The sequence below is a fragment of the Mesorhizobium sp. M8A.F.Ca.ET.161.01.1.1 genome (assembly GCF_004792105.1).
Taxonomy (GTDB): domain Bacteria; phylum Pseudomonadota; class Alphaproteobacteria; order Rhizobiales; family Rhizobiaceae; genus Mesorhizobium.
Map to the genome: position 1 here is coordinate 1 of NZ_SRTD01000428.1, position 294 is coordinate 294.

1 protein-coding gene is annotated in these 294 nt (G+C 63.3%); it reads left to right on the top strand.

Going from position 1 to position 294, the window contains the following annotated elements:
• On the top strand, window positions 1-294 hold a 294-nt coding region (locus EN804_RS36395; protein ID WP_135922427.1), incomplete at both ends, for a diacylglycerol kinase.

A 294-nucleotide genomic window follows, 5' to 3' on the forward strand; every position in this document is an offset into this window, starting at 1 on the left:
ACGGCAAGACCGGACTGAGCCGCGTCTTCCACACCCTCATCCATTCGCGCGATGGCTTCATCGCCACCTTTCGCGGCGAGGCGGCATTCCGCCAGTTGTTGCTGCTGCACGCGCTGCTGATGGCAGCCGCGTTCGTGCTGGACATCAGCACGGTCGAGCGGGCGCTGGTGCTGGTGGTCTGTTTCATCAGCCTGCTGGTGGAACTGCTGAATTCCGCGATTGAGGCCGTGGTTGATCGCATCTCGCTGGAGCAGCATCCGCTGTCCAAGAACGCCAAGGACATGGGCAGCGCCG